The sequence below is a fragment of the Haladaptatus sp. AB643 genome, from assembly GCF_024136975.1.
GTDB lineage: Archaea > Halobacteriota > Halobacteria > Halobacteriales > Haladaptataceae > Haladaptatus.
Genome location: NZ_JAMYJW010000007.1, coordinates 63,775 through 90,327, shown reverse-complemented (window position 1 = coordinate 90,327; position 26,553 = coordinate 63,775). Strand labels below are relative to the sequence as shown.

27 protein-coding genes are annotated in these 26,553 nt (G+C 54.7%); 20 read left to right on the top strand and 7 right to left on the bottom strand.

Annotated elements, in window-relative coordinates:
• Nucleotides 1-707: 707 nt before the first annotated feature.
• The 7 genes from NKF25_RS14900 (at nucleotide 708) to NKF25_RS14870 (ending at nucleotide 6,725) form a co-directional block, all read left to right on the top strand.
• The gene (locus tag NKF25_RS14900; RefSeq protein ID WP_253227442.1) at nucleotides 708-1,199 is read left to right on the top strand and encodes a hypothetical protein; all 492 of its coding nucleotides are present in this window, start codon (nucleotides 708-710) and stop codon (nucleotides 1,197-1,199) included.
• A 386-nt stretch (nucleotides 1,200-1,585) separates the two neighbouring features.
• The gene (locus NKF25_RS14895) at nucleotides 1,586-2,023 is read left to right on the top strand and encodes a hypothetical protein (protein WP_253227441.1); all 438 of its coding nucleotides are present in this window, start codon (nucleotides 1,586-1,588) and stop codon (nucleotides 2,021-2,023) included.
• Nucleotides 2,020-2,352, top strand: coding sequence for a hypothetical protein (locus NKF25_RS14890; RefSeq protein ID WP_253227440.1), 333 nt, complete (start codon nucleotides 2,020-2,022; stop codon nucleotides 2,350-2,352). The genes NKF25_RS14895 and NKF25_RS14890 overlap by 4 nt, the downstream gene beginning before the upstream one ends.
• Entirely contained in the window at nucleotides 2,349-2,828 is a 480-nt protein-coding gene (locus NKF25_RS14885) for a hypothetical protein (RefSeq protein WP_253227439.1), read from the top strand. Before NKF25_RS14890 ends, NKF25_RS14885 begins: the two co-directional genes overlap by 4 nt.
• Entirely contained in the window at nucleotides 2,829-3,947 is a 1,119-nt protein-coding gene (locus tag NKF25_RS14880; protein WP_253227438.1) for a hypothetical protein, read from the top strand.
• A 437-nt stretch (nucleotides 3,948-4,384) separates the two neighbouring features.
• Complete coding sequence (locus NKF25_RS14875) at nucleotides 4,385-4,843, top strand: ester cyclase (protein ID WP_253227437.1); 459 nt, start codon at nucleotides 4,385-4,387, stop codon at nucleotides 4,841-4,843.
• Between the two features lie 820 nt (nucleotides 4,844-5,663).
• Entirely contained in the window at nucleotides 5,664-6,725 is a 1,062-nt protein-coding gene (locus NKF25_RS14870) for a saccharopine dehydrogenase NADP-binding domain-containing protein (RefSeq protein ID WP_253227436.1), read from the top strand.
• Between the two features lie 59 nt (nucleotides 6,726-6,784).
• Here NKF25_RS14870 and NKF25_RS14865 read toward each other — a convergent pair whose 3' ends face one another.
• Nucleotides 6,785-7,906, bottom strand: coding sequence for a hypothetical protein (locus NKF25_RS14865; RefSeq protein ID WP_253227435.1), 1,122 nt, complete (start codon nucleotides 7,904-7,906; stop codon nucleotides 6,785-6,787).
• Nucleotides 7,907-8,129: 223 nt separating this feature from the next.
• On the opposite strand from NKF25_RS14865, the gene tnpA reads away from it, so the two are divergent.
• The 10 genes from tnpA to NKF25_RS14815 all read left to right on the top strand — a co-directional run bounded on the left by tnpA (nucleotide 8,130) and on the right by NKF25_RS14815 (nucleotide 14,192).
• Entirely contained in the window at nucleotides 8,130-8,510 is a 381-nt protein-coding gene (gene tnpA, locus NKF25_RS14860; protein ID WP_253227434.1) for an IS200/IS605 family transposase, read from the top strand.
• Entirely contained in the window at nucleotides 8,507-9,781 is a 1,275-nt protein-coding gene (locus NKF25_RS14855) for a transposase (protein WP_253227433.1), read from the top strand. The genes tnpA and NKF25_RS14855 overlap by 4 nt, the downstream gene beginning before the upstream one ends.
• A gap of 44 nt (nucleotides 9,782-9,825) precedes the next feature.
• Complete coding sequence (locus NKF25_RS14850; protein ID WP_253227432.1) at nucleotides 9,826-10,014, top strand: hypothetical protein; 189 nt, start codon at nucleotides 9,826-9,828, stop codon at nucleotides 10,012-10,014.
• A 229-nt stretch (nucleotides 10,015-10,243) separates the two neighbouring features.
• Nucleotides 10,244-10,471, top strand: a complete 228-nt coding sequence (locus NKF25_RS14845; protein ID WP_253227431.1) for a hypothetical protein — start codon at nucleotides 10,244-10,246, stop codon at nucleotides 10,469-10,471.
• Nucleotides 10,472-10,810: 339 nt separating this feature from the next.
• On the top strand, nucleotides 10,811-11,242 hold the full coding sequence (locus NKF25_RS14840) for a nucleotidyltransferase domain-containing protein (protein WP_253227430.1): 432 nt from the start codon (nucleotides 10,811-10,813) through the stop codon (nucleotides 11,240-11,242).
• A complete protein-coding gene (locus NKF25_RS14835) occupies nucleotides 11,235-11,669 on the top strand; it encodes a DUF86 domain-containing protein (protein ID WP_253227429.1) in 435 nt (144 codons plus the stop codon). The genes NKF25_RS14840 and NKF25_RS14835 overlap by 8 nt, the downstream gene beginning before the upstream one ends.
• Nucleotides 11,642-11,854, top strand: coding sequence for a hypothetical protein (locus tag NKF25_RS14830; RefSeq protein WP_253227428.1), 213 nt, complete (start codon nucleotides 11,642-11,644; stop codon nucleotides 11,852-11,854). Before NKF25_RS14835 ends, NKF25_RS14830 begins: the two co-directional genes overlap by 28 nt.
• 1,402 nt (nucleotides 11,855-13,256) lie before the next feature.
• Complete coding sequence (locus NKF25_RS14825) at nucleotides 13,257-13,655, top strand: type II toxin-antitoxin system death-on-curing family toxin (protein ID WP_253227427.1); 399 nt, start codon at nucleotides 13,257-13,259, stop codon at nucleotides 13,653-13,655.
• 18 nt (nucleotides 13,656-13,673) lie between these two features.
• On the top strand, nucleotides 13,674-13,859 hold the full coding sequence (locus tag NKF25_RS14820; RefSeq protein WP_253227426.1) for a hypothetical protein: 186 nt from the start codon (nucleotides 13,674-13,676) through the stop codon (nucleotides 13,857-13,859).
• Nucleotides 13,860-14,015: 156 nt separating this feature from the next.
• Entirely contained in the window at nucleotides 14,016-14,192 is a 177-nt protein-coding gene (locus NKF25_RS14815) for a hypothetical protein (RefSeq protein ID WP_253227425.1), read from the top strand.
• Nucleotides 14,193-14,620: 428 nt separating this feature from the next.
• Here the strand turns inward: NKF25_RS14815 and NKF25_RS14810 are convergent, their stop codons facing one another.
• A complete protein-coding gene (locus tag NKF25_RS14810; RefSeq protein WP_253227424.1) occupies nucleotides 14,621-15,757 on the bottom strand; it encodes a DUF1214 domain-containing protein in 1,137 nt (378 codons plus the stop codon).
• A 398-nt stretch (nucleotides 15,758-16,155) separates the two neighbouring features.
• Nucleotides 16,156-17,295, bottom strand: coding sequence for a DUF1214 domain-containing protein (locus tag NKF25_RS14805; RefSeq protein WP_253227423.1), 1,140 nt, complete (start codon nucleotides 17,293-17,295; stop codon nucleotides 16,156-16,158).
• A gap of 1,285 nt (nucleotides 17,296-18,580) precedes the next feature.
• Here NKF25_RS14805 and NKF25_RS14800 point away from each other — a divergent pair.
• Complete coding sequence (locus tag NKF25_RS14800; RefSeq protein WP_253227422.1) at nucleotides 18,581-19,153, top strand: dihydrofolate reductase family protein; 573 nt, start codon at nucleotides 18,581-18,583, stop codon at nucleotides 19,151-19,153.
• Nucleotides 19,154-19,325: 172 nt separating this feature from the next.
• Here the strand turns inward: NKF25_RS14800 and NKF25_RS14795 are convergent, their stop codons facing one another.
• The 3 genes from NKF25_RS14795 to NKF25_RS14785 all read right to left on the bottom strand — a co-directional run bounded on the left by NKF25_RS14795 (nucleotide 19,326) and on the right by NKF25_RS14785 (nucleotide 23,080).
• On the bottom strand, nucleotides 19,326-20,174 hold the full coding sequence (locus NKF25_RS14795; protein WP_253227421.1) for an ABC transporter permease: 849 nt from the start codon (nucleotides 20,172-20,174) through the stop codon (nucleotides 19,326-19,328).
• 2 nt (nucleotides 20,175-20,176) lie between these two features.
• Nucleotides 20,177-21,226, bottom strand: a complete 1,050-nt coding sequence (locus NKF25_RS14790; protein ID WP_253227420.1) for an ATP-binding cassette domain-containing protein — start codon at nucleotides 21,224-21,226, stop codon at nucleotides 20,177-20,179.
• Between the two features lie 210 nt (nucleotides 21,227-21,436).
• Complete coding sequence (locus NKF25_RS14785; protein WP_253227419.1) at nucleotides 21,437-23,080, bottom strand: alkaline phosphatase family protein; 1,644 nt, start codon at nucleotides 23,078-23,080, stop codon at nucleotides 21,437-21,439.
• Between the two features lie 677 nt (nucleotides 23,081-23,757).
• On the opposite strand from NKF25_RS14785, the gene NKF25_RS14780 reads away from it, so the two are divergent.
• Complete coding sequence (locus NKF25_RS14780) at nucleotides 23,758-24,714, top strand: VTT domain-containing protein (RefSeq protein ID WP_253227418.1); 957 nt, start codon at nucleotides 23,758-23,760, stop codon at nucleotides 24,712-24,714.
• Between the two features lie 39 nt (nucleotides 24,715-24,753).
• Here NKF25_RS14780 and NKF25_RS14775 read toward each other — a convergent pair whose 3' ends face one another.
• Nucleotides 24,754-25,749: a DedA family protein gene (locus NKF25_RS14775; protein WP_253227417.1), complete on the bottom strand. Its 996-nt coding sequence runs from the start codon at nucleotides 25,747-25,749 to the stop codon at nucleotides 24,754-24,756.
• 250 nt (nucleotides 25,750-25,999) lie between these two features.
• Between NKF25_RS14775 and NKF25_RS14770 the strand changes: the two genes are divergently transcribed.
• Nucleotides 26,000-26,497 (top strand): hypothetical protein, encoded by a 498-nt coding sequence (locus NKF25_RS14770; protein ID WP_253227416.1) that lies wholly within the window; start codon nucleotides 26,000-26,002, stop codon nucleotides 26,495-26,497.
• Nucleotides 26,498-26,553: the final 56 nt, after the last annotated feature.

Genomic DNA, 26,553 nt, shown 5'->3' with positions numbered 1-26,553 from the left:
AAATTGAGTTTCGAACCAAGCTACTCCCATAAATCTTTGAACGTGCTGTCGAGCGGGCTGTGTCCGAAATGACGGAGGACCGAGATGGACGGAGCGGTGTGTCATAAGTAAGGACCCGTAACTTAATCACCGATGGAAAGCACAGTATTTCGATCCGACTTGATATTCTGATCTTTCCCCGAGCAAGGAGGAGACATCGAGACGGAGTATTTTTAGAAAGTGGTTAATCTTTATTTCGAGGATCTTTTTTCAATCTCCAAAAAGCGGTAGGCTCATGAACGTATTCAATACAATCAGCAGCATAAAGCCTGTCAAGACGCTTTGTGACTGTCGGTCGAGAAGAATCTGAGGAATCAACTAGATATCCAGTAGTTGCATATCCGTCTGTCTCGTGAAAAGCATCCAAAATTTTATTCATAGTATCGTCGGTTCTAACGGGCATATGTTGATGGATCATTTTATCACTACAGTCTTAGTACTAGCTACTAGTACTTGCATTTACTGTTAATCGTACTATTAGCCTTTACGTATCGTTAATACTAAGTTGATCACAGTACACTATCTATTAAGAAGCGCGGGCACCTTCGCAGAAAGGCCGGTGCTGGAACACCGACCGCGCTTCTGGGATGCAGAAGCATGACTAGCAATACCCTTTCCGTAGAAAAACGCATCGACTACCAACCACCAGTTTTCGGAGGACAGCACTGATGGCGTCCTTCGACGAGAAACCCAACGGCGGTGCCCTCTCCGTCGAGGCCCACCTCGGCGAGACCACCTTCCACCCCGTCAAACGCCTCGAACCTACACCCGACACCGCCGCCCAGGACCCCGACCAACCCACGCCCACTACCGACGAGCCAATCACTCGTGCGTACCTCGTCGAACTCCGCGTGGGCTTTCAAACCCGAACCAAGACCACCACCGAAGACCCCTACCTGTACTGCATCTACGCCACGCCGGACTGCCAGCAATTCTTCGAACGCCGCTGCCCGATCGAGTACGGCGAAGAAGGCTTCCAGATTCCCGAGGATACCGACACCTACCGCTCGGTCGCCACCACCAAAACGGGCAATCCCAATCTACCCTCGACACCACCGGGTGAAACCCACGCCAAAACCCGCGCACACTACCAGCACATCCTCGATCGGTGCTACGACATCGACGCCACCACCCACACCACAACTGAGGTGCCCGCGTAGATGTCCCCCACCGAACGCCCTTCCCGGAGAGCGCTAGCTGTCGGCACACAAACCCACGACGAGTACCGGTCTGTGAGTCAGAACGGTTCCCTATCAGAATCGGTCGGTGTGTGCGTAAGCTATTTCTCCCTAGTCGGGAACCTGCAACCAAGGCAGACGAGCCTGAAACGCCAGCGGGCGTATCCTTATCGACCCAAACGCGGCCAGAACGTACCGTACTCCACGAGCACCAGCCACCGGCAACGCCACACTTGGTTCCCACCCATGAAACTCACATCCCGGAACCCCAGCAAGCGACGACGACTCCAGTCCGACCACGATCATCCCAGCAAACACACGACCCTCGTCACACCTGACGGGCACCCATACCAGTGGAGGCGAGCGTAATGGCCCACTACGATCGTGAGCCATCGCACACACCCACTAGAGACGACTACAGCAAGGGGTCACCGGACGACGAAATCACCGAAGACGAGATCGCAAAGGCGTTCGAGCAGTGTCCACACTGTGGCACGTACGTCGTGCAGTACAACGGCGCCCATTCCTGCGAACCAGCCGAACAGTGGCACAGCGTAAACAGGGAGGAACTCAGACACCGCATCGAGACCAACCCCTTCCCTGACGACGATCCAGTTCTCGTCCGCGAACACAAACGGTACAACACCTACGCCTACCACGAACCCGACAGCGACGGGACATCCCTCTGTTCGGTCAGTACCGACCAGGCGTTCTGCACACGTCCTCGTAAGCACGCCCACGATCACTTCCTCGCCCCCTGCCAGCGCTGTGAACGCATTCGCGAAAAACAGGAGGCCGAGCAATGACCGACCAGCGGACGGTCCTCGCACTGGAGTGTACGGACCCAATCCAGATCCACACCCAGCAACGCACGTTCATGGGCGTCGTCTACCAGTGTGAGCATTCGGAGCCCTCACTCTCCTGCCGAGGACCAGAGCCCGGTGAGCACGTCCTGTACATCGCCACACCATCGAACGACCTGTACCGGCTGCAGTACCGCTACTACGATGAGTACGAACACACCGAGGCTGACCTCGATCGGTACGGCCGCACCCCTTCAGGCAAGTACGCCTGGTTGCGCACCTACGCGACGGTCGAGGATATCGTCGATCCGACGGGAGGTGAGCAGGCGTGAGCGATACACCACGACCGTTGAATCCCCGCGATGCCAACGCCCTCGTTCATCGTCTCTCGCCCGGAGACTGCGTTCGCATCACCACAACGAAGCTCCCGCGCACGATTCTGACGGTCAAAGCAACGAACCCACCGACACACGATGGTCCACAGCTTGTCCTGACGGCCCCACCGATCACCACGACCGCACAGGACGGCCCACAGCAAGCCACGTTCCACTGCACCAGTCAGTCCAACACTGATTCTGCCATGACGGTTCTCGAGTACCTCCACACGCCTAGTGACACGACATCTCGTTGTATCGGCACGCTCACCACCATCGCCCACCTCCCACGTCTCTCGACGCCACCAGAGGACACTGCAGTGCCAATGAAAATGCACGCCGATGAAGACACCACCATTTCCACTGAATTCACCGAGGATACGACCCTGAAACCACCACAAACAGGAGAGTCGATTTCGGGAGGTGATCGATAGATGGCGGCAACCACTGAATCAGTCACGCAGCCACACCAGTCCCAGCCCAGCCCAAAAAACATCCAGAAAACCTTCTGGACGGACAACCAGGGCGACGCTCAACTCGATGCACTCGCCGCCCTCAACGACTGTTCGCAGGGTGCACTGCTTCGCTCACTCGTTGAGGAGACCTACACCGAAGCGTTCGACGACCTCGATCCAGCACATATCGAACAGGGTCAAGTTTCCGTCGACGATCTCCAGGCACTCGCGAACGACGAGATCACCGTCGATGAACTGGATTTGACGTCGATCACTACCGAGTCTGTCACAGAGTACGAACCGGATTCGTACTATCTCACTGTAACCCCCGACGATCTTGCTGAACCCGGTCCAGAACTCGACTGGGAAACGTTGCGTGATGCCGTCGAAAACCCGGAGGATGGTGGGTACTGGAACGACGAGCTCGAAATCCATGAGAGCCGAGTTGGTGACACGACGCTGAAAGCCAGTCACCGCCCTGCTGCACGAATCCTCACTGGGGTTGCTCGCTCAAAGGCCTACGAGAACGGCATCGTCCCCCACGACATGATCGAGGATCTCGTCAATGAGTACTGTCTCCATCTCACGAATCGGCTCACTGACGGCGAGCAAGAACGCGGGAAAGTACATATCCGCGAGACGTACACGAATCTCATTGCTAACCAGCTCTACGAGAATCCCTCACCGGTTGCAAACTCCTACTACACGACGAAGACCAACCTCCACGCACGACTTCAAGCAGAGATCGATATGGCCCAACGAGTTGCCAATCGCGCCGAGACTGTCACTGATTTCGACGCGTGGCAACAGACACAGGGCTGTGCCTTCGACGATGAGAACCTTCGCCAGCAGTGGCACTCGGAGCTCACGACGTGGCTCGAGGACATTGCCCGGGCAAAACACGCTGGGCGTACGTATGCCATCGAACTCCGTCGCGACAACTACGACAATGCGGATAATGAGGGTGAAACAGCCTTTGACGGGCTCCATGCGAATATCCACGATGCACTCGAAGCCTTCGATACGCTGCCGGCGGAGGTGAGAGTCGACTGTATCGAGGCTCTCGAGGATAGATTGCTCGCCGTTATCGGTGAATAGCCCCAAACGAGCTTGAAACGCCGGGGGGAGGAGTAGCGACAGCTCTCAAGTTCAAATAGAAGTCGGGTAATAGCAATCGAGACGTAGCGACGAGTATCACCGAATAGCTGTGAGAATCGTCAAATTCGCTCCTTCGAAGAATCGGAGGAAACACACGAAATCAAGAATGAAAGAATCAATGGAGAATTGCCACGGACACGTCGTAGGCGAGTAATGAGAAGCGACATACTACTCACAACCACTCGTTCACATCTTCTGCCTAGTGAGGGTAAACGTCTCTCGGAAACGTCACAACGATATCGTAGAGGTACAACAATACGGACTGACTGAAGAAACAGACATTGGAGAGCGGTATGGCGGTCCGGCATTCTCCACCCGAGTTCATAACTAAGCACCGAGACAGCGTCAGAGCTGTGCGGACACGAGGAGAAGCTATCATGAGTACCACAACCGAAGCAAATGAGCAGCTCACACAGCGCCTCAACGAAGAGGTTTGGGAACATCACAACTTCGATGCGATCGATGAGTTAGTTGCCGAAGACTACGTTCTTCACGACCAATCCATGCCAGAGCCGATGCGTGGTCGGGAGGTATATCGAGAAATGGCTGAAATGGGTGCCGGCATCATCGATGGACCGCTTGTCACTGAACAACTCATCTCCACCGACGATTTTGTGATCGGACGTTGGTCACAGACGGGTGAACACGTTGGTGAGATGATGGGGATTGAGCCAACGCACGAAGAGGTGACCGTCACGGGAATCGACATCAACCGGTTCGAGGATGGGAAACTCGCCGAAACGTGGCAGGAAGTCAATATTCTCGGCATGCTCATGCAGATCGGTGCGCTTCCGGATGAGCTCGTCGCCGGGATGGGAATGGACAACCAATCGTAGAAGGGCAAGAGCCGGCGGTGTAATTCTTTTTTATAAGAATATCGGAGTGATCGATCTCTACACAGAGAGGGCACGAGTAGCGCATGTCGACAACGCGACGCGAGTGATATCACTCCTAACACGCGAATCATGAGAGGAGATATCCGGTGAAACCCGCTCTCGATGCCACCAACCACCCCTCAAACAGAGTGATATCACAATTCTCGCTGTTCTTCTCGTCCACACGATTCCACCGAAACCGTCCGACCGATGAAACCGAAGACGGGTCTCACGGGGGACTGCACCACGAAGACACACGAACCACGACAGAACACGCCACACCAACAAACCACGCCGTTCCGGACGACCACAAGTCGTCCGTCACCACAAAAGCTCTCCTACGGACTTCTAGAGTACATGGGTATTTAAAATTTTCTCCAACTGCAAGCGATTTAATTTTGTTTGGTTGCTAGTTTCGGTAGTCTTTCTCCCGTGTTGTTGAAGAAGCACCGTCTCGATGCGTCGGTTTCGTCCCTGCACCGAGACGAATGTGCAAGAAACGCGAACGACGAGAACACGACTGATTGTGATATCACTCGTCTGTGGTGCCTTCCACTCTTCCGGTGGAACTTCTAAGAAAATCGCACCGTTGGTTCGCTCCACAAATTCGAAGTATATCCTTGATAGTCACCTCGTACACTCGATACGGCGCCTCACTTCGTTGTGACCTGCCTCGGCAGTCAGTTCGTCGTGTCCAGAACGACGCCAACTCAGTGGATCGACCTATTCGATGACAATACCCGCCACGAAAACTTTGGCGGAGGCACAGCAATACACGGATATGGCTGACAAATTGCTCATCTATGGTTCGTACGGCTACACGGGTGCGTTGATTTCGAAGACAGCGATCGATACGGGCATGTCACCGGTGTTAGGCGGGCGACGAGCCGAACCACTGGAGGCACAGGCAACCGAGCTCGGGCTCGAACATCGAACGTTTAGCCTCGAGCATCCGACGATCATCGAAGAGACGGTCGAGGAATTCGATGCCGTGTTAAACTGCGCGGGACCGTTTTCATCGACAGCCGCTCCGTTGCTCGACGCGTGTATACGGACTGGAACAGACTATCTCGACATCACTGGAGAGATCGACGTTCTCGAATCGACCGCAACACGACACGACGACGCCGTCGAGGCGGGTGTGACGCTTCTCCCTGCAGTCGGATTCGACGTCGTCCCGACCGATTGTCTCGCCGTCTTTCTCGCAGAACAGATCGACGATCCAACTCATTTGCGGCTTGCACTCGACGGCTTCGAGACCTTCTCACCCGGGACGGGAAAATCGATGGTTGAGGGACTAAGTCGTCCAGGTGCGGTTCGTGAAGATGGTGAAATGCGAACTGTCCCGCCAGCGTGGAAGACCCGTGAATTCACGTTTGACGACGTTCAAAAGGAGGCTGTTACGGTACCGTGGGGAGACATCTCGACCGCATTCCACACGACGAACATTCCGAATATCGAGACCTACGCGACGGTTCCGGAGTACGCTATCGCGGCAATGAAACGTTCGACTCGAGTGTCTCGAATTCTCAAAGCACGCCCGTTCCAAGCGGTCCTAAAGTCACTGATCGACACATTCGTCTCCGGTCCGACAGCCGCAGAACGTGAGCAAAACGTGACGCGAATCGTCGGCGAGGTCGAAAATGAGGCAGGTGAGCAGGCGAGTGCTTACATACAAACTCCGGATACGTACGACCTGACTGCGGAGACCGCCGTTGAATCCGCACGTCGGGTACTTGAGGACGAAGTAGATGTGGGATACCAGACTCCTGGGGAAGCGTTCGGTGCCGACTATACACTCGAATTTTTGGGCGTCGAGCGTCGAGAAATCGACGTTCTCTAAGTGCCTAGAAAGACTTCGAGAATGCTGTCCATCTCTACGTGGTTGCAGGCTGGTTGCTGTTAGGTGGTTCGGAGGTGGTCGGTGCTCAGCTCGTAGACCTCGCCTTTCTGTTTGAGTCGCTCGAGTTCGTACGTGGCGAGTGGTTTAGGGAGCCCGAGTGTTTCGATGGCGGCTCTGTAGTACTCTGCGACTGGCGCACCTTCGTCGTCTTCTACCTCGAGGTCGACGATGAGAGGTCTCATGTTGGGGTGAGTTCCACCGTAGAATTCCACGATGTGATCGGATCGGCGGGCCCGTAGTTTATCAGTCGAAGGTTCATACACGTCGCCCTGTTGTTTCAGTAGATCGATTGTATTCTCGGCGATAGACCGGTTGTAGCCGGGGTTGTCAAACTCTCGGAGGACGTCGTAGAGAGAGGCGGGTTCTTTGTCCTCATTGTCGCACAACTGGTTGATTCTCTTGATGACGAGCTCTTTGTACACGTCGTTTTTGCTGATGGAGTCATTGGTAGTGATCGTACGTGATCTGTCAGTCTTGACTACGGCTGCGTCAAACTCGCCAGTGCGATCCGGATTCACGCCGAGTGATTCATTGATGTCGCCGAGGAGGGTAGCGGCCCGATCGATGTGCTCGGTCGTAACTACATCACTGACATCGAATTTTGCGACCGACACGGCCAGCTTCAGTATCGTCCGGGTGACGCGGGTGTGTGGCCACGCATCTGCACCTTGGTCGTCTCCTGTCGGCGTAATCTCCGCGGCTTCTCTCTCGGCGTATGCTCGAACGTCGTCTGAGATTGTCACCGAGTAGGTCTGACCAGTAGTGAGAAGCATCTCGAGTTCGCCGGGTACCATCGGGTCTACGTCGCGGTGTTCAGACGTCTCGAACATGGGTACGACAACGTCCACGGCATGTTGGAGGTCTATCTCTCCCGGAATTTGCTCTCTGATCGGTTCATACTCGTCCCAGGAGCCGTATTTTGGTGGCACGTAACAGAAGAGTGCAGCGTTCGTTCGAACCGGTTCTGGGGTCGACCCGACGGAGTAGCTACCGACCTGCATCAGTTCCGCGAGTTCGCGGGCGGTTTTCGAGTTGTACTCGTCGATGTTCCCAAGATACAGGTGTGTGGTCTCGGTCTTCGTCTTCGTGTCGTCGCCTGTGTCGAATACCGCTCCGGGCATGAAGCTCTTGCCTGCTGACGACCCGATGAGGGTGCTATAGGTTGCTTTACTGATCGATCGTCCCGATGGACGGTCGGCAAGTGTGTTTACGGAAAGTTCGAGGCGAAAGCCTCGCCCTTCAGGGCGGGGATGAAGCCGACTAACAGTATTCAACCACCGACGACAGCACAGACGAGGTTCCAACGCAATCGTTAAGCCATCCTACTGTGCATAGTATGCATCGATGGTAAAGAGTACCCGTCACGCGAAATACGAACTCTACTACCACATAGTGTTCGTGCCGAAATATCGGCGTTCGTACCTGACGGGGAAGACGAAGGAACGTCTCGAAACCATCTTCGCGGAAATCTGTGAGGACAAAGACCTCGAACTGGCCGAGTCCGAGGTCATGCCCGACCACGTACACCTGTTCATCGGGAGCCCACCCAAGAACGCCCCGTCCCTCATCGTCAACTGGGTTAAGGGCATCTCCGCCCGCAAATACAATCAGCGGTACGACGACCGCGTGAAGTGGACTCGTTCGTACTACGTTGGAACGGCGGGGAGTGCCTCGAAGGGCGCTGTCGAACGCTACATCGCTGAACAGGAGGGTGAGGGCGCATGAAGCGCGTCAACACCTTCGAGGTAGTGCCACAGACTGAGAACGACAAAGAGTGCCTCCTACGGCTACTCGACGCCTCCGCCTCCCTGTGGAACGAACTGACCTACGAACGCCGTCAGAACTACTTTGGTGACGGCGACGTGTGGGACACTTCCGAATACCGAGGGCGCTACAACGGCGTCGTCGGAAGCGCGACCGTCCAACAGGTCACGCGCAAAAACTCGGAAGCATGGCGGTCGTTCTTCGCCCTCAAGGAGAAAGGCGAGTACGCCAACCCACCGTCATACTGGGGCAACGAGGAGGACGGACGCGAACTCCGCACCTACATCCGAAACAACCAGTACACGTTTCGGTGGGGCAAGCGTAGTCGTCTCGAAATCCCTGTCGGCCAAGAACTGAAAGACGAATACGGACTCGGCTACCACGAACGACTCCGCCTCGAAGTCCGAGGCAACCCGAAGTGGGACGGCAAACAGGGTCGTCTGGAACTCGAATACGACGAAGTGAGCGACACGTTCAGGGCATTCCAACCAGTCACCGTACCTGATTCTCGACTGGATTCACCACTGGCTTCCGAAGAAGCCGCCCTCGACGTTGGCGCGAACAATCTCGTCGCCTGTTCCACGACCACTGGGAACCAGTACCTCTACGACGGTCGGGAGTTGTTCAGACGGTTCCGCGAGACGACAGACGAAATCGCCCGTCTACAGTCGAAACTTCGTGAGGGACGCTACAGTTCCAAACGGATTCGATGGCTGTACCGACAGCGAACCCGTCGTCGTGACCACGCACAGAACGCGCTGGTGCGCGACCTCGTTGAACGGCTGTACGACGAAGGTGTAGCGACGGTGTACGTGGGCGACTTGACCGACGTGTTGGAAACGCACTGGTCGGTCAGGGTGAACGGGAAAACGCACAACTTCTGGGCGTTCAAGAAGTTCATCCACCGTCTCGCGTACGTCTGTGAGGAATACGGCATCTCCCTCGAAGCCGAGTCGGAAGCGTGGACGAGTCAGACGTGTCCCGAGTGTGGCGACCACGACGCGACAATTCGCCACAAGGATACGCTGACGTGTCCGTGCGGTTTCGAGGGACACGCCGACCTCACGGCGTCAGAGACGTTCCTTCGAGAAAACAGCGATTGCGAAATCAGGCCGATGGCACGGCCCGTGCGATTCGAGTGGGACGACCACGACTGGTCGGGGAAACCATATCCTCATGAAAGTCTCAAAGAAGCGCGCACGAACCCGCAAGTTGCCTCCGTGGGTCGGTAGCCGAACCCCCAACCGAGGAATCCTCGCGCTTTAGCGCGGGGAGGATGTCAATCGAGGAGATGTTCAGCGACGTCGGAAGCGCCGGCGGCCACGACGAGATGGCTGCTGCCCAACTCCCGCTCGGGATCTTTGGGGACGTCTCCGAGGACGAGGCCGACTTAATCCGGATCGCCGGCAATCTCATCGAAAAGCGCTTCTTCGAGGCCACGGGACACGACAACCCCTACTCCTGACCCCAGCGGCCGGTTTGTGAACGGTACGGTTATTCCAGCGACTTGTCCGCTATGATGACGAGATGCTTGTGTCGGTGACCAACTGCAAGCCCGACAAACTCGCTGGTAAGGCATGGCGCGAACGCGATGAGGCCGGTCGCTATTCACTCTGGTCAACCGGCAGTGGGGAGATCCGAGCCTACTTAGACGCCTCAGACCTCGCGGAGTGGATTCGGCTCAAAGAGACCGGGTGAGTAAGAAATACTCACAAGAACTCGCTCGCCGGACGATGGACGCGATGCACGAACTGTCGAAGAATCGGCTTGGGAAAATCAAATGTCAACGATCAAAGGACGGATTGAGCTACCAGGAGACGCGTCTTGTGCTCAAGGCCGATGTGGAGCTTCCCGGAGAAGTCTTGAAGCAGAACACGGACGCGGACGATAATCCGACCACAGACGGGGTTGCCGGAGAGTAGCGTGGTCGGAACCAAATCACGCCCGAGAGGGTAACAACTCTAACACGAACACCACCACAACCACGGTCGTGGACGCCCCGAATTGACACAGTTCGGGACTGACGCCGGACGGCTACTTGTGAGTACGGCAGTTGTATCGGCGTCTATCGGCTACAAACCAGCGGGAGGGGGAGAGGTGGTACCGGCCACCGCGTCTGTGGTCGGAACTCGTGGTTGAACCGCTGATCGAGTGTTTCAGGGTTATACTCCGAGATAGTTCGCGAACAACACATTCTGCCCCTGGCTCCCACCACTCCGATCAACGGAATTCTTTAGTGGTGAACCGTCATTATTCCACGTATGGACTCAATTGACGGACACTCGGAGTTGCTCGCCGTCCTCGGAGAGTCACTCTGCCGCGACGCAGATATCGAGTTCGCGGTGGTGTTCGGCTCACAGCTCACGAGCAACTCGCGTCCGTCATCTGACCTCGATCTTGCCGTCAAGTTCACAAAGAGCCTTTCCTCTCACGAGCGATTCCAAAAGCTCTGTTTTCTCTCGGGTGACCTCCAACGAGAAGGTGCCCCATTCATCGATTTGTCTGACATTGAAACGCTACCACTTGAAGTAGCACACGACGCCGTCAATGGCGAGTTCCTCTGTGGTGACGAGGATGCATTCCGCCACTTCAAAGCAGATACAGAGTCACTGTTTGAGGAGCAACACGAAGATATTCGTCGCCATCAGCGAGACGTAATCGACCGCATAGCCGAGGACGGCCTCCATGGCTGACGAGCGGGTTGTCTCGACAAAGCTTGAGGAAATCGAGCAGTACCACGGGGAGCTGAAGGAGAAACAACAGTCACTCACCCGCACCGAACTTCTCACCAATACGACCGAGCAACGTGCTGTCGAGCGGATGTTCGAGAATGCGATTCAAGCGTGTTCCGACCTCGCACAACACATTGCAACGCACGACTTTGATTTTGCGGGTGTCGCATCCAAGGAGGCAATCCGGGTGCTCGGCCAAGAGGAAGTAATTGACGAGCAAACGATGAATACACTCGTCGCTGCGGTCGGGTTTCGAAACGTCCTAGCTCACGAATACGGCAGGGTTGATTACGTTGAAGTGTATCAGACTCTCCAGAGCGGATTAGAAGTGTATGATGCGTTTAGTCGGCAAGTCGCCCAATGGTTCCAACAACAGGGCAGCACATGACCGACCGAAACCTCGCCGAACTTGGATTCGAGGATTTATGGAAAAACGAGATCCTCAGGAAATACATCGACGGTGAGCTATCTCGTGAGGAGGCGATCGAACTCGTTGGACTCGAAAACGTCCAGCGAGCCGACCGTGAGACAGCAGTTGTTGAAGAGGATGTCGACTGGGGCCTCGACGCGTGACGATCGTTGCGGTCGCAGATACAGCCCACTGATTCACCTTGCAGAAATCGACGCCCTCAATTTGCTGACGGCAATCGACGAGCTGCTCATTCCTGAAACTGTGTATGCAGAACTCGACGAAGGCGGGATTCCACCTGAGTTCTCAGACCTTGGGTGGGAGCGGATTGAGGTTGTAGAACCAGTCGAGAGCAGTACTGAACTAGATGCAGGTGAGCGAGCGGCACTGGCAGTAGCTCTCGAACGAGATGATGTCGTCTCTCGAATGGCGTGGGAAATCCAGCCGTTTGTAGCAACGAGAGATGGACGCACTATGCCTACCGCTTGACCTCCGCCTAAAGACGGAGGTATGCGCTATCGGTATCTATCAAACTGCTACAGTCGAATCCCGATTCGGGATAGAATCACAGCAGACAACACGCCGATCGAGCAAACACCCAACTACATATCTGCCGCCAAATCAGCGAGAGAGGCAATCCTCCAGCAAATCAACAGTGTACCATCGGTTTGCATTCGATGCCCGGGCAGTCACGTATACTCATCTGGATCGGGGTGATACAGGATCAATCCCAGCCGAACAGCTGGGAGAAGCAATTGAAGCAGAAGGCGTCATCTCCAGACACGAAATAATCTTCCGTCATTTGTTTACAAATGCTACATCGGCGAAGAGAAATCCGCTGTCCACTTACCTTTGCACTCGCACCCATGACAACAGGTAACATCTGGAATTTCTATAAAGATTTCCTTGGCGATGTAGTGACAGGGGCAAAGTCGCAACTGAGGATTCCGCCGAGTGGATTCGACTCAAAGAGTCCGGTGTGAGCAAGAAGTACAGCCAGGAACTCGCTCGCCGGACCATGGACGCAATGCACGAACTGTCGAATGGACGCTTAGGGAAAATCAAACGCCAGCGATCCAAAGACAGATTGAGCTACCAGGAGACTCGTCTCGTGCTCAAGTCGGACGTCGAGCTTCCCGGTGAGGTTTCGAAGGAGAACACGGACGATAGCCCGACCACAGACAGGGTTGCCGGAGAGTAGCGTGGTCGGGACGAAATCACGCCTGAGAGAGACACACATCTAACACGAAACCCCACACAACCGCGGTCGTGGACGTCCCGAATTGACACAGTTCGGGACTGACGCCGTACGGCTACTCGTAAGTACGGCAGTTGTATCGGCTAGAAGCTAGCGGGAGGGGAAGAGGTGGTACCGGCCACCGCGTCTATGGTCGGAACTGCGTGATTGAATCACCCGAGAAAGTCACTTTCAGTACAGCGTGAAGTGGTTCTGAGGACGGTGTCAGGAGTGCGTGCGAGAAAAACTATGGAGTACGAGAGTCTCCTTCGCTAAGAAACCAATTGTCCATCAGAACGATTATCGGGTGGCGTGAGAGACCTAGTAGTGTGAGCGAGGACGTCGCGTATCCTTCCATTGAGCTGATCCTCGAACTCCACGAGCAAGTCGTCAAGGAGGGAGAGAATACGGAACCAGGAGTTCGATCGGAGGAGCCGGTTAAATCTGCCCTTCAGTACGTCTCAGAGGGATTTTTTGGTGAGGTACCACAGTCGGTCCACCAAAAAGCGGTTCAGCTGATGCGACTGCTTGTTGCAGATCATCCATTCGTTGATGGAAACAAACGAACGGCGCTTCGTACGGTAGTCGTCTTTTATATGTTGAACGGGTACACATTCGAATACGGCGACGAAATTCGTGCGTTACTGCATCGGTTTGCGACAGACGAAGCCGCGGTCGATACCGAGACTGCAGTCATCTACTTCAGAGCGTGTTCTCGTCGGAACTGATAAAGGGCCACAGAGAATATGTTCACAATAGAAATGGCGTCTAGCACCGAATCCTCGAAAGCAATAGATAAACAAGTCCGCCGACTATACGAGCGGTATCAGTCGGCGGAGAGCGACGAGGAGCGCAAAAAGATTGCCCTTGAGATGGGGAAGCTCGACGGACGCCGTCACGCCGACATCTACGCAGCTCTTGAGAACGAGTAACTACTGTTCTACAAGAGTACTGTTCGTCTATCAATTCGAGGACTATACTACTAAGGGATGAAAGCCATTTGCGTTAGTAGCTAATACTAACAAACGGTCAGTCGAGAGCTGACAACTCTCTATGGTTGTGCGTACAAGAACGACGGGTATCGCGTCATGGAAGAGATGGCCGAGCGTGTACCCGGCGTGAGCTACAAGGAGTCACGAACGCTGTGTGTGGACGATGCAATGGGCGTCGGTGGTCATCACATCGAGATCACGTTCGCTCATCCTGACCTGGCGGGATGGATGCGAGCACACGAAGCAAACGCGGGAGGAAACGGAGGGCGCTGATTATAGCGTTGTAATCACGGGGGTTCGCAGAACCCCCGCTTGAACCACACCACTACACGAGATTCACACCGCTTTGCCGGTGAAACATGGTGTTAGTAATCGGTTGGTTACCGTGGAGTACGTCTATTTCTGCGTCTATTTCTGCGAAAGCGAGGGGGCCGCTCTCGCGATCCCCCTCTATTACAACGGTATAATCGATCGGATCCGATCGGCGTAGCTAACCCAACGACCCCTTCCAGAGAAAACAGTGACCTGAACGACGACCCGGGAAAGTCGTTCTGTTGAAATCGTCAACAAATGCACGAATCGAGTGCTGAATTCAGAGGACAAGTTCAGCACGACCGTCAGGACAAGACAGCAGCCGAGCCGACAGTCGAGAGCGCGCCGACGCAGTCAGTAGCGGCCAATACGGCTAATCCGCGCTCGCCTCACTTGACCGGCTGAGCTTTGGGGAATTGATAGCTCCCGTTGATGATTGGCTTGCGCGGTTGGTAGAGCCGGACGACATAGTGCCAGTCCTTTGGCGTGAAGATGAAATTCGGCTGGTTGGGGTTCCCACCGAAGTGGATGGTGACACTGCCGTCATCGGCTCGCTCTGCGGTCACGTTGTTAATCGTGTACGCGTCGTACTTGTTCTTCTCGAAGTAGAGATCACGGTTGTAGACGCTGACCGACCAGAACGCGTCGACTGGGACCTCCTTGACGGTCAGTGTGTAGGGCGTTGTGCCGTCGTTCTGGGCGGGGGTCTCTGTGAGGATTACTGCTTCCGACGGCTCCGGGACGCCAGTCCACCCCGATGTACTACCGAGGAAAAATTTCACGGGGTCGACCTCGCCGACGTCACCATACAAACCCGAGAGGTTGTCTACCGTGAGCACGACTGTTTTGAGCGCATTGTTGATCTCTTCGAACGATTTCTGATCCCAGTTGGGAATCTCAAACGAGCCGGCTGATGACTGATCCACGGCGATCTCGTCCTGGAGTTCCCGAACTTGTTTCAGATCGTTTGGGTCGTTCGGGTCAACAAATGTGCGAATCGTGACGCCAGCATACCGACTACCTACCAGATCTTGTGTTATGGTGTACGGGCCAGGTTCGTAGACACACATCTTCCCATATTGTTCTTCATTCTGCACATTCATCGACTGGTAGCGGTCACCGGTGTCGGGTTTGGTGATGGTGACTGGCTCGGTCAGATCGAACACCCCCTGTGAGTAGAGCGTGTCACGATTCTCCTCGGCGGCAATCTGCTTATCAATGGGACCGAGATTTCGATAGTGATAGAACTGTCCGAGCCCGCCCTTGTTGACGTTTGCCTGGAATACAGCATGACAGTTGGCGCGTGGATAGTTCGCCCACGTTACTGGGACTGCATCGCTATTGTCCGTTGTCTGTTGCTCGGCTTGGTTGGTAGTCTGGCTCGGCGTGTCTTGCTGGGCGTTGGCGCTGCCGCCGCCCATCGCAAGGAAGCTGGCGAGGCCCATCCCGCGAAGTGCGGTGCGGCGGGTTGCCTGCAGCGGTTCGAATTCCGTTTCAGTCGTTTTGTTGTGTGTGTCTTTGTCCATGGCTCATGTCCCCCCCTCTCTCATTCGGCGCCCAGCAGTACTGCTCCACCCAACTCCCACTCTCATACGACAACTCCAGATAAAGAAATGGTGGTATAATTGCATAATATGCATATATAATAGAAGTAGCAATTGTTGGGCGACCAATTCAGTTGGAATCTGAAATAGGTTCTCTCGCCACCGAGCAGCCAGATTCGTTCCGTTTCGAGATTGTGAGCGTGCTGCATTCGCACCTCGTATCTTGCACCAGCTTGACGAGTCACCACGCTGCTGTCACAACTGGGTTGCTGAATATAGAGGATAAGTTCAGCACAACCGGTAGTACGAGGTGAGAAAACAGTCGAAACTCAACATCCCAGCGATTTGGTCCTGAATGGCATGCTCTCCGCCCGCGCGTGTCATTTAACTGGCTCTGCTTCGGGGAACTGATAGCTCCCGTTGATGATTGGCGTGCGGGGTTGGTAAAGCCGGACGATATAGTGCCATCCGTCTGGCGTGTAGATGAAATTCGGCTGGTCGGGATCACCACCAAAATGAATCGTGACACTGCCGTCAGCGTTCCGCTCGGCGGTCAGATTGTTAATCGTGTACGCGTCGTACTCGTTCTCCTCGAAGTACAGGTCGCGGTTGTAGACGCTAACCGACCAGAACGCGTCGACGGGAACATCTTCGCCGACGGTGAGTTCGTATGGCGTTGTGCCGTCATTCTGGGTGGGAATCCGTTGGAGGAAGAGCGCCTCCGACGGCTGCGGGACGCCGGTCCACCCCGACGGACTGGCGACAAAAAATTTCACCGGGTCGACCTGGCCAACATCACCATACGCGCCCGAGAAGTTCTCGAGCGTGGTAAAGACAGTCGTGAGCGCGTCGTCGAGTTGTTTGAATGATTGTGGATCCCAGTTGGGAATCTCGAACGACCCAGCCGATGCTTGTTCGACGCCGATCTCGTCCTGGAGTTTTTGGACTTTTTTTACATCGTCCGGGTCGTTAGGGTCAACAAACGTTCGGATCGCGACGCCGGCATACCGAGTCTCTGTGAGCTCTTGTGTAATCGTGTACGAGCCAGGGTCAGTGACGCACATCTTCCCATATTGGCACTCATTCTGGACATTCATTGACTGGTAGCGGTCACCAGTGTCTGGGAGCGTGATGGTAACTGGCTCGGTCAGATCAAAGACCCCATATGAGTAAAGCGTGTCACGATTTGTCTCGACGTCCAACTGCTCCCCGATAGGGGCGATATTCCTGATATTAAGGAGCTGTCCGAACCCGCCCTTGTCGACGGTTGCCTGGAATGACGCATGACAGTTGGCGCGTGGGTAGTTCGCCCACGTCACCGGGACTGCATTGGCATTGTCCGTCGTCTGTTGCTGGGCCTGCTCAGTAGTCTGACTCGGCGTGTCTTGGTTAGCACTGGCACTACCGACGCCCACTGCGAGTAAGCCGGCGAGCCCTGCTCCTTGAAGCGCACTTCGGCGGGTCGCCTGCAGCGGTTTGAATTCCGTTTCAGTCGTATTGTCGTGTGTGTCTTTGTCCATGGCTCATGTCCTCCCTTCTCTCGAGTGATGTCCAACACCATTTCCCCATCCGACTCGCACTCCATACGATAGACTCCTACAAAGTCCTGTCTCCAAGATAACATAAATTCCAGCAATAATGGCGTGAGAACTGGTTAGCCACCTGATCAGTATTGGTATGAAATCTGTTTTCTGTGTACTGAACGACCTACCCATTTCTTGTGTCCGCTCGTGGCTTGATTCGTGTTCTGCGATCAGCACGACCGCCGAAATCGGTTATCGATGGAGAGTTTCCAGCGAAGCCGTAATTTGTGGTTCGTTAGAAGAAAAGGTGTGCAACTGATCCAGCCTCTAACCTGTGGTCGTCAGAGAAACGATGTGAGACTGAGTTCGTCATGACTCGAAAGGAATTGTTCAATGCGTTTCTCACGCCACCCAAGCGGTGACAACACACTCGCTGCCGCCCGCACCAACAACTCCCAATAAAATCCAGTATCATACTCGTCTAACTCCTCACTTGCCAACATCACCGCTCACGCGACTACTTTGCATCGTCAACCACCACATACGACACACTCTGACCGGGGGCACGATCCACCCCCAAATCCGCTGCCCGCTCCAGTGCTGCCACACTCCGCGTCGACTGCGTATACTCCTCCTTCTTCTTCGAAACCCGATTCGTGATCACCAACTCACTCGGATCAACCGCCCAGTGTCGCTCGTTGCTGCCAACAGTAGCAATATTTCTCTGAGCGACTATTTTTATGGAGTTCACCAACGGCACGTGATTTCACAAAAGTATGCGTCAATAAAGATGGGGTTGTTTACTCTCCAGACAACTGTGCGACAGTACGAGCACAACTAACTCAGTGACAGAGTTTCCATCGACGATACCCGCTAGAATGGTCCAAAACATTGAAATAAACCACGAAGTGACAGAATACTTACTAGAGCGGCGTCCATTGACCTCATTGAAGCCACAGACACGGAGGGCGTTACACTGTCGTACCGCCCACCCACAGACGGGCGTAACACCACTGCCCCCACAGTACCAGCGGAGATGAGGAACGGACGCAATTTGCGTCCGTTCTGATGCGTAATTTTCACTCGGTTACTGTGGGGTGTAACAAATCCTTCTTTTCTCCTCTCATTCGCGAGGCGAAAGAATGACTTATTCTGTGTTACACTGTTTGTTTGGGGTGCGTTACGACAGTGTAACGCTCATAGCGATCTGCGATGGCACATAGCGGGCTAGTGGCGTGTAGTCTTATGCGACTCGAACGCTTTCTAAACGACGATTGAAGGGATGAAGACCCAATACTACACAGCAACGAGCATCGACGGGTATCTCGCCGATGAGAATAACTCACTCGACTGGCTCTTCCAATTTGGAGAGACCGAGGAGATCGAAGGTGTGGACGAAGACTACTCGCGGTTCATAGACAAGGTTGGTGCCTTGGCCATGGGCTCGACGACCTATGAGTGGATCATCGAGCACGAAAGCATACTGGAGGACCCAGAAAAGTGGCCATATGAGGTTCCGGCGTGGGTGTTCAGCAGTCGGGAATTACCGGAGATCGATGGTGCGGACATTCACTTCGTACAAGGGGATATTGTACCCGTTCATGCAGAGATGGTGAAAGCAGCAGACGGCAAGAACGTCTGGCTTGTCGGTGGGGGTGACCTTGTATGTCAATTCCATGATCACGGTCTACTTGACGAGATTATTCTCAGCGTTGCTCCTGTCACGCTCGCTTCGGGTGCTCCACTATTACCACGAAGGATCACCACTCCACCACTGAAATTGGCTAGCGTGCAAAAATATGGCGATGTTTTTGCGATGCTAACCTATGAGGTGCAACTGGCCAGTGAGAACTAATCGATAAAACTCCGCTTCTGGAGATACTATGGACGTGTGGAGACAGAACGACGCTCAATTCGTATGATTCTCTGCTCGAACATGTTCTAACCAACGTTCAACGATCGAGAAAGACAGTGTTGCAAACCGTTAGTATAGATCACGAATCGAGCGTTTCAGGACAGCCACGCAGTTACCAAGCAGCTGAACTCGACGCCCGGCCGAGGAAGTACACCGCGATTGCCCCGAACAGCAGATCGAGGGCGACGAGCACGACGAGTGACTGACCGATGACGCCCCACGTCCAGCCAGAGAGCATGATCGCTCGGGCGGCGTCTATCCCATAGGTGACAGGGTTCATCGAACTCACGACCTGAAGCCAACCGGGCAGTGCGTCGACCGGGACGAACGCGGTACTCGCGAACAACAATGGGAACTGGATGAGGTTCGTTGCGATACCCGTCACTGAGACGTCGCCAGTCACGATACCCAAGACGTTCGAGAACGCCATGAACCACACCGAGAACACGAGCGCCACGCCGAGGATGCCGACGACACCGAGCAGGCCGGTCGTCACCGATGTACCTAAGACGTACCCGAGTCCCAACATGATCAGCGTCGGCACCACGATTAACAGGAGGTCCGAGAGGATCTTGCCGGTGAAGACGGCCGTGCGGCTCATCGGCGACGCGAGCGTTTTCTCGAACATTCCAGACTCGATATCTTGGACGAATCCCGTCCCGGAACCAGCCGCTGTGATCAGTGCGACTTGGATAACGATCGCCGGGACGAGGTACGCGAGATAGTCGCCGCCCGGCACAGCCCGCCCCGCGAGTTTCCCGAACACCTGGCTGAACAGCACGAGGAAGATTATCGGCTGCACCAATGCGAAGACGAGCACGAACGGTTCGCGCACCTTCTTCAAATTCCAGCGCAAGAAGTTCGTCCAGACATCGCCGAGGAAGCTGTTGCCGCTCGTTTTCTCTGGGTGTCGTTGGTATTCACTCTCGGGCTGTTTGGTCGTGGTTGTAGTAGTGGTCATTATCATGCCTCCATTCGGTGCCCGTTCGGTCGGATTTCCCTGTCCGCAGCGTCGTTTTTCGACTCGCCTGCCAGTGTCAGGAAGACATCGTCGAGCGTCGGTGACCGGATATTGAATCCCGTGATAGTCACGCCTGACTCCGTGAGCCGCACGAGGAGGGTGGTCCCGATCCGGCGAGCATGAGTGGCCGTGACACTGAATCCGTCTTCGGTCGGCTGAATACTCTCGATTTCGTCCGAAGCCACCACCTCAGAGTCCTCGATAATTGCTCTGGCGTGTTCGACAGCTGTCTCGCTCGGGTCGTCGAGGGAGATTTCGAGAACATCGCCACCTACCTGGGCTTTGAGTTCGGCCGGCGAACCGGTCGCGACGATTTCCCCATCGAGAATGAGCGCGAGGTCGGAACAGAGCGCATCGGCTTCCTCGAGGTACTGGGTCGTGAGGAAGACGGTCGTTCCCTGCCGGTTGATCTCACGGAAGTACTCCCAGAGCCGATTACGCGCTGCCGGATCGAGTCCGGTCGTCGGTTCATCAAGGAAGACGATCGGGGGGTGGTGAACCAGCGTCATCGCAACGTCAAGGCGCTTTTTCTGTCCACCAGAGAGCATCCCCGCTCTGTCGGCCGTCTTGGATTCGAGCCCGACGAGTTCGAGAAGGTCGTCAATCCGGGCACCCCGCTTGGCACTCGGGACACCGTAGGCACGGCAGGCGAAGTTGAGGTTCTCCCGGACGGTGAGCACCGGGTCGATACTCGTTTCTTGTGCCATATACCCAATCGACTCGCGAACTGACCGAGGATCCGTCTCAGCGTTATATCCATTGACGCTGATCTGTCCAGTAGTCGGTCGAAGCAGCGTCGTGAGCATCTTGATCGTCGTCGTTTTGCCTGCTCCGTTTGCTCCGAGAAAGCCGAAAAATTCGCCTTTTGGAATCTCGAGTGAGACGTCTTTGACCGCTTCGGTGCCATTCGAATACGTCACTCCGAGGTTCGTTGCTTCGATAGCAAATGCTGGACTGGAGCCGGTTTCGGTTGAATTTGGTTGGCGTTGCATTATTAGACCACAGGATATAGTAGGGAGGCACGAATCGTGGAGGTTCACTCGAACATATTCGATCAGTGTCTCAGACCGAGTTCGGACGCCGTCACGATCGACTCGGTGTCCTCAGTGAACTACCCCGCTCTGCTCGGCCTGGCGGCCTCGCTGCGTACGGACGGAGTGCAAAAGTTATGTTCCGACGTGAATTCGAGACGATCAGCGAGACTAGTGTGAAGTCCGGGTGTGGCCGTGGATCGGTTGGCCAGTTTGTGGGTCAAGGAAGAGCTGTTCCGCTCGTGGCGTCTCGAAGTCGAACATGTTCTCAATACTGCCGGCGAGTTCGTCGAAGGAGGCGTCCCCGATCCGTCCTGTCTTCCAATTATCCTCGACAAAGCGGAGGATCGAGGACTGATCAGTACGGGTGCTATCGATTGCGTTCACACGACTATAGGGAGAGATCACGAGAAGTGGGAGGCGCGGGCCGTAGCCGTACCGGCCCTGATAGCCACCGAGGGGCCTGTTGGACCCAAACTCGCCGTCGCCGGTCAAGACATCGTATCGTGTCTGGGATGGATTGACGGCGGGAGGGAACACGTGGTCATACCAACCATCGGAGTCATCATACGCGATGATAATCGCGGTGGAGTCCCAGTAGGGTGTCTTCTGAATCGCGTTGATTGTCTTCACGAGGAAGTGCTGCTCGTCGAGCGGATCCGAATACCCTGCGTGTCCGTCTTGATATCGCGCCGCTTTGAGGAAATTCACAGCTGGGAGTCGGTTGTGATGGAGAACCGTAAAGAAGTCCGTGAGTCCGTACTGATGGTTGGCTTGACCGTCGTAACCGAACTCATCGAGGGACGCTGGTCGGCGATGTGTCGGGTTTGCTGTTGATTCGTAGTACTGGAATGCTGCATGATGGGCGCTGTAATCATGGCTGGGAAGGTCAGCGACGTTCAGATGGATACCATTGTGCCGGAAGCCGCCCTGGAACCAGCCCCACGAGACATCCGCATCATTTAACAGGTCGCCGATGTTCCGTCCAGTCATCGCCAGCCCCGGATTTGATCCACGTTCATCCCATGCCGGGTCGGCATCATTGATGATCGTCCCGATACCATTCGAATTGACTGCTGCGAGCGTGCCCACGTTCTGCTTTCGTCCAGGGTTACCGAGTTTGGTTCCGCTCGCATCAACCCAGTACCCGCCGTGCGTCTGGCCGGAGATGAGATTGAGCGCGCCCGGTGTTGAAGGGCCAGTGACGGTTCCGAACGAATTGTCATTCAACGCAAAGTGCTGTGCGTAGTTCCACAGCGCCGTCACGGTATTCCCGTCATAGTAGTCCATCACGAGGCCGTTCGGCGAGTACTGGAGCGGATCCCACGTACTACCCTCAGTGTTCTGAACGAACGTGTCCATCTGGCCGTGATTGAAGGCGCGCTGTTCGGCCGTATACCCATGCTCCATGTCGGCCGTCACAGCATGCTTCCGGGAGAGCCGTCGCGGATTGTATGCGTTCGGATTCGACTCACGAAGCGACTGAGTGAGCCCGTTTACCGGGGGTGTATCAGGTTTCGCGTGAAACTGTGGGACGCCAGGTGGATTCCTCGCTTCGGGGTATGTCCCGAAGTAATGGTCGAAAGAGACGTTCTCCTGGAAAATGATGACAACGTGCTTGATCGGTGTCGTCGTTGGATGGTCGCTCGTTGAGTGATGAGTTCCCGTGGACGTTGTCCATCCCCCTTGGGACTGCCCAGGCTTCATGGCCATCTCATAGCCGCCGACAGCGAGAGCCCCGCCAAAACCGGTTGCTCCGATGGCTTTCAGCAAGGTCCGTCGAGTGGGTCGTGTTGTGGTCTCATCTTCAGTCATTAGCGGGGAAGCCAAGGAGGGCTGTATCTACCTCTACGCCTCCGAACTTTTAATGTATTCAGGCGCTACGTCCCCTTCCTCAAGGAGCAACGCAGGGAGCAAAGCGACCGAGTAGCGCAGTAGGGTGGGGTAGTTCACATGATACCCATCGGAACACTGAGAATGATCCATTCTTCTGCGACGATAGATTCACGATCGGCAGTCACACCAAATCAGAGGTGGAATGATAATTTCGTCGAAAATTGCTAGGACGAACGCCTGCCGACAGTCCAACCAGTGCATTGAACACTCTGTGGTTCGAACGAATATCCGTGGGATTGATCACGCGAGGAACTATTCTGGTATCCCTGACAAAGGTACTTTCTTGCGACGCTATGAAGTGGTACACCACGATGGGAGCAGCATGTCCTCGATGCAAGTTTCATTATCCGTCTCGTTACGATCTCTCGTATCGTCCTTGGTATCCGCGACGCTATCGATGACATTGCAGGAATTGCACTTAGACTCGTACATCTCGTCGTCAGATATACATTCAATCAAATCAGCTTCCACCCCGGCAGTTACAATCATTCTCACACCTTTTGAAATTATTTTCTCTAGCGCTCACCAAGAGAACGTGATTCTACTCAGTGGTATCGCTATGACGCTGCTCGCATGGCCTCACGGGTGGGATGGTCGTGTTTGAGGGACTTGTTCACGCCGTTCTTGGATTCATCACACAGTACGGGTATCTTGCGGTATTCATCTATATGGTTCTCGAAACCTCGTTTCTATTGCACTTCGTGCCAAGCGAGGTGGTCGTCCCATTTGCGGCGAGCCAGCTCGTCCACGACCCCCTCTCGTTCGTTCTGTTCGTCATCGATGCAACGACGGGGGCAACGGTTGGGAGTCTCCTCGCGTACCTGTTCTTTCGGACATATGGCCGAGAGGTCCTCGATCGGTATGGGTACGTGATCCACCTCTCCGAGCAGGATCTCGAACGAAGCGAGGCAATTTTTATCCGGTATGGTGAATCGTCGGTGTTCTGGGGGCGAATGCTCCCGTTCGTTCGGGCACTCATCTCGATTCCGGCTGGACTGGCCGAGATGGATTTAGAGCGATTCGTTCTCTACTCGGCAGCTGGTGCAGCCCTCTTCAATACCGGTTTGACGTACCTCGTCTACACGGGTGCAAAGACTGCCTCACCACTCGAACTCGTTCTCGAAGCGATCCGCACACCAATCAGCCGCGAAATCGTATACATTCAAACCCACGTCAAGGTTGTCGTCGTTCTCGTGGGTGTCTTCGTACTAATCCTTGCAGCAATGTGGATGGCACGGGAATGGATTACGTCGAATCCTGACGTAGCGAAATTCGTCGCACTCCACGTGATACGTCTCGTTGGCCTGATTACGGGTAGTATATTCGTTCTTGGCGCATTGGCGAATCCAGAACACGCTTTTACAGTGATCACGGCTGTCTGGAATGATCCACTATTTTGGACACAGCTTGGATTCTCCGACCAGATCGCACTCCTGCTTACAGGAGTTCTCATCGCGTTGAGTAGTCTGATCGTCTACGAAATCGGTAAACTCATCGAGGTCACTCGTATATATACTCTTTTCAAGCAAATCGTGATCTCGATTCGTCGGTAACCGAAGTGTTGACCTTTTTAAACAGGAAGAAAACCCGCCTCACATCCGTGTGAGTGTGAAAAACTGTCTGGCCCAGATGAGCTGGACGAGTTTAGCGATTGGAACTCGCTTCCCAAGCTCGAATATTGCCAATGCACTGCCAAGAAATGCAACACCAGTGAGTATGAGCGCCATTTGTGGCGAGAGTCCAAGATGAGTGAGAGATAACGGATCGTTCCAGATACTCGTGATCGTTCGAAACGACTGGCGTGGAGTATCAGTGGCACCCACTAGGAAAAGGCCGCCAACGAGACTCCCAATCCCTCGAAGAACGTGGAGAATGATGCGTTGTGCGGCGGTTGGATTCTGTTGGATGTAATCGCGTTTCATCCAGAGACTGCCCACTGCGACCATTACTAAACTAGTGGCGATTATCACGACTCTTGGGTGGAGCTGTACATACGTGAGGATCGCCGTGAATTCTGTTGTAATTTGTTGGAGCATTCCGGTCAGTTCGGGTGTAATCTGCTGAAGAACCCATCCAAGCGGGGAGACCTTTCCGGCACCGCTGTAGACGAGAAACGTGAGAAAGATATTGAAGATGAAGGAACCACTGGCAGAATACGCCACGAATTTGCGAAGATCCATCTCGGCAATTCCAGCGGGAATCGAGATGACCGCCCGCATGAGTGGAAGCATTCGTCCCCAGAAGACTGAACTCTCTCCCCAGCGCCGAAACCAGTGTCGTCCGCGTTGAATGTCGTCCTCGGAAACGTGGATGAGATAGCCATAGCGGCTGAGGACAGTGTCGCTCTGTTTCCCGAGAAGGTAGTATGCAAGAATACTGCCGACAGTGGCACCTGCCGTCGCATCAAGAACAAAGAGCCCAAACGAAATCGGGTCGTGAACAAGTTGAGTCGCTGCGAAGGGGACGACAATTTCGCTGGGTGCAAAATGGAGGATGAACGCTGTTTCGAGGATCATATACACGAAAACGGCAACGTACCCGTAGTGGGATACGAATGAAAGGATACTGTGAGTTAGCCAGTCGAACATTCGAAGATACATTACGAGAATTGGACTATCAACTTTTCCCCACTCGGTCAATGGAACTCAAATCGACTGTTCGGTCCTCGGAGGAGTGACAATTTCGAGAAAAAATCGAGATCAAGAACGGTATTGCAATCCTTACCAGAGTTCGTGAATCGCCTCGGGACCTGACCCCGAGGCTTCCTGCTTCGATGACGTTGTCAGACTCAAGGAGTCTGACAGCCAGCCAGATTCCCCTGAATCTGGCGAACGCGCTTTGCAGACACGGACACAGCCCTGCGACAAGCGGCTCAACGAGTTGCAAGCCCGCGAATTCGAGAAAGGGGCCCATCTACTCACCGACAACGTCAAAGAAGACCGTATCACTGTTGAGGGAAATACTCCCGAGCGTATCACGAAAGACGACGGAAAGATCTACTTCCGACTCCCCGATGAGGACGATGCGCTCGGTCGCGGTGGTGCCATCGCTCATTCAACGGCGGATCACCTGCCGATCCAGCTATTTAGCCGCTATGACAATGAGATGCTCGCGTCGATAACGAATCGCAAGCCCGGCGAACTCGCGGGGAAAGCGTGGCGTGAACGCTATGAAGCCGATCGTTATTCGGTGTGGTTCCCGTTCACAGAGGCACTTGATGGGTTTCGACTGCTTGCTGTATCTCGCGTGCTTTCACTCGCCCATGGGCAAGAAAGGGAGCGATCACCGAGATTTGATATCGAAGCTTCGATTTCGCTTCTGATTTCCCATCAATAGTCGAAAGAATAGCGAGAAGCATACCACCAGTATTGCGATATTCGATAGAATCATCT

What these genes read in the sequence shown, in the direction of transcription:
- NKF25_RS14805 (WP_253227423.1), bottom strand. Translation starts at nt 17,295, where the DNA reads ATGGACAAAGACACACACGACAATACGACTGAAACGGAATTCAAACCG.
- NKF25_RS14865 (WP_253227435.1), bottom strand. Translation starts at nt 7,906, where the DNA reads ATGCCCGGAGCGGTATTCGACACAGGCGACGACACGAAGACGAAGACC.
- tnpA (WP_253227434.1), top strand. Translation starts at nt 8,130, where the DNA reads ATGGTAAAGAGTACCCGTCACGCGAAATACGAACTCTACTACCACATA.
- NKF25_RS14895 (WP_253227441.1), top strand. Translation starts at nt 1,586, where the DNA reads ATGGCCCACTACGATCGTGAGCCATCGCACACACCCACTAGAGACGAC.
- NKF25_RS14850 (WP_253227432.1), top strand. Translation starts at nt 9,826, where the DNA reads ATGTCAATCGAGGAGATGTTCAGCGACGTCGGAAGCGCCGGCGGCCAC.
- NKF25_RS14830 (WP_253227428.1), top strand. Translation starts at nt 11,642, where the DNA reads ATGGTTCCAACAACAGGGCAGCACATGACCGACCGAAACCTCGCCGAA.
- NKF25_RS14890 (WP_253227440.1), top strand. Translation starts at nt 2,020, where the DNA reads ATGACCGACCAGCGGACGGTCCTCGCACTGGAGTGTACGGACCCAATC.
- NKF25_RS14775 (WP_253227417.1), bottom strand. Translation starts at nt 25,749, where the DNA reads ATGTTCGACTGGCTAACTCACAGTATCCTTTCATTCGTATCCCACTAC.
- NKF25_RS14815 (WP_253227425.1), top strand. Translation starts at nt 14,016, where the DNA reads ATGGAAGAGATGGCCGAGCGTGTACCCGGCGTGAGCTACAAGGAGTCA.
- NKF25_RS14875 (WP_253227437.1), top strand. Translation starts at nt 4,385, where the DNA reads ATGAGTACCACAACCGAAGCAAATGAGCAGCTCACACAGCGCCTCAAC.
- NKF25_RS14790 (WP_253227420.1), bottom strand. Translation starts at nt 21,226, where the DNA reads ATGCAACGCCAACCAAATTCAACCGAAACCGGCTCCAGTCCAGCATTT.
- NKF25_RS14855 (WP_253227433.1), top strand. Translation starts at nt 8,507, where the DNA reads ATGAAGCGCGTCAACACCTTCGAGGTAGTGCCACAGACTGAGAACGAC.
- NKF25_RS14800 (WP_253227422.1), top strand. Translation starts at nt 18,581, where the DNA reads ATGAAGACCCAATACTACACAGCAACGAGCATCGACGGGTATCTCGCC.
- NKF25_RS14900 (WP_253227442.1), top strand. Translation starts at nt 708, where the DNA reads ATGGCGTCCTTCGACGAGAAACCCAACGGCGGTGCCCTCTCCGTCGAG.
- NKF25_RS14785 (WP_253227419.1), bottom strand. Translation starts at nt 23,080, where the DNA reads ATGACTGAAGATGAGACCACAACACGACCCACTCGACGGACCTTGCTG.
- NKF25_RS14795 (WP_253227421.1), bottom strand. Translation starts at nt 20,174, where the DNA reads ATGACCACTACTACAACCACGACCAAACAGCCCGAGAGTGAATACCAA.
- NKF25_RS14820 (WP_253227426.1), top strand. Translation starts at nt 13,674, where the DNA reads ATGTTCACAATAGAAATGGCGTCTAGCACCGAATCCTCGAAAGCAATA.
- NKF25_RS14870 (WP_253227436.1), top strand. Translation starts at nt 5,664, where the DNA reads ATGGCTGACAAATTGCTCATCTATGGTTCGTACGGCTACACGGGTGCG.
- NKF25_RS14840 (WP_253227430.1), top strand. Translation starts at nt 10,811, where the DNA reads ATGGACTCAATTGACGGACACTCGGAGTTGCTCGCCGTCCTCGGAGAG.
- NKF25_RS14810 (WP_253227424.1), bottom strand. Translation starts at nt 15,757, where the DNA reads ATGGACAAAGACACACACAACAAAACGACTGAAACGGAATTCGAACCG.
- NKF25_RS14835 (WP_253227429.1), top strand. Translation starts at nt 11,235, where the DNA reads ATGGCTGACGAGCGGGTTGTCTCGACAAAGCTTGAGGAAATCGAGCAG.
- NKF25_RS14880 (WP_253227438.1), top strand. Translation starts at nt 2,829, where the DNA reads ATGGCGGCAACCACTGAATCAGTCACGCAGCCACACCAGTCCCAGCCC.